The sequence below is a fragment of the Mesorhizobium sp. WSM4308 genome (genome assembly GCF_002294905.1).
In the GTDB taxonomy this organism is placed as follows: Bacteria; Pseudomonadota; Alphaproteobacteria; order Rhizobiales; family Rhizobiaceae; genus Mesorhizobium.
On the sequence record NZ_NSFW01000044.1, the window covers coordinates 1 to 1,603 of the forward strand.

Consider the following 1,603-nt stretch of genomic DNA (forward strand, 5'->3'; position numbering starts at 1 on the left):
GCGAAATAGGCCAGCATCTGGATCGGCAGCGCATAGATGATCGGCGAGATGATTTCGGGAACGTCCGGCAGGATGATCGTCTCCATCGTCTTGACGCTCACCTGTGCGGCGCCCTTGGCATCGGTGATCAGGATGATCTTGCCGCCGCGCGCCGCCACTTCCTGCATGTTCGACACGGTCTTCTCGAAAATGCGGTCATGCGGCGCAATGACGATGACCGGCATGTTCTCGTCGATCAGCGCGATCGGCCCATGCTTCAACTCGCCCGCCGCATAGCCCTCGGCGTGGATATAGGAGATTTCCTTGAGTTTTAGCGCGCCTTCCATGGCGAGCGGGAAATTGGTGTCGCGGCCGAGATAGAGCACATCCTTGTAGCGTGACAGTTCGCGTGCGATCCGCTCGATCTGCTCTTCGAGCTTGAGCACCTGGTTGGCATAGCGCGGCGCTTCCGAAAGCGCGCGCACAAGGGTCTTTTCCTGCTCCTGCGAAATCACCCCGCGCGCCACGCCGGCGCGCACCGCAAGCGAGGCCAGGACAGAGAGCTGGCAGGTGAAGGCTTTGGTCGAGGCGACACCGATCTCGGGGCCGGCGAGTGTCGGCAGCACCACGTCGGATTCGCGCGCCATGGTCGATTCGCGCACATTGACGACGGCGCCGATCTTCATGCCGGCCTTGCGGCAATAGCGCAGCGAGGCCAGCGTGTCGGCGGTCTCGCCCGACTGCGAGATGAAGAAGGCGGCATCGTTGGCCGACAGCGGCATTTCGCGGTAGCGGAACTCCGAGGCGACATCGATATCGACCGGCAGCCGCGCATAGCGCTCGAACCAGTATTTGCCGATCAGGCCGGCGAGATAGGCGGTGCCGCAGGCCGAAATCGCCAGCCGGCCGATCCTGGCGAAGTCGAACGGCAGGTCGAGCGGCTTCGAGACGCCGGAGACGAAGTCGACATAATGCGCCAGCGTGTGCGAGATCACCTCGGGCTGTTCATGGATTTCCTTCTCCATGAAATGCCGCCGGTTGCCCTTGTCGACCATGAAGGAGGTCGACAGCGACTGCTGGCGCTTGCGCTCGACTTGTCTGCCGTCGATGTCGAAGATGGCGACGCTGTCGCGGCGCACCACCGCCCAGTCGCCGTCCTCGAGATAGGTGATCGAATTGGTGAACGGCGCCAGCGCGATGGCGTCGGAACCCAGGAACATCTCGCCGTCGCCATGGCCGACGGCCAGCGGCGGGCCGTTGCGGGCGCCGACGATCAGGTCCTCGTCGCCCTTGAACATGATGGCCAGCGCAAAGGCGCCTTCCAGCCGCTTCAGCGCCTGGTGCGCGGCTTCGACCGGCTTCAGCCCCCTGGCCAGTTCCCGCGCCACCAGGTGGGCGACGACCTCGGTGTCGGTCTGCGAGGAGAAGGCATAGCCGTCGCGCACCAGCTCGTCGCGCAGCTCGGAAAAGTTCTCGATGATGCCGTTGTGGACGATGGCGACGCCGTCGGAAAAATGCGGATGCGCGTTGGTCTCGTTGGGCACGCCATGGGTGGCCCAGCGTGTGTGGCCGATGCCGATCGTGCCGTCGAGCGGCTCGTCCTTGAGCCGGCGTTCGAGGTTGA

Annotated in this window: 1 protein-coding gene; it reads right to left on the reverse strand. The window is 64.2% G+C overall.

Annotated elements, in window-relative coordinates; all coding sequences use genetic code 11:
- Window positions 1-1,603: glutamine--fructose-6-phosphate transaminase (isomerizing) (gene glmS, locus CK227_RS36025; RefSeq protein WP_095804231.1), on the reverse strand; the 1,603-nt coding region annotated here is incomplete at both ends.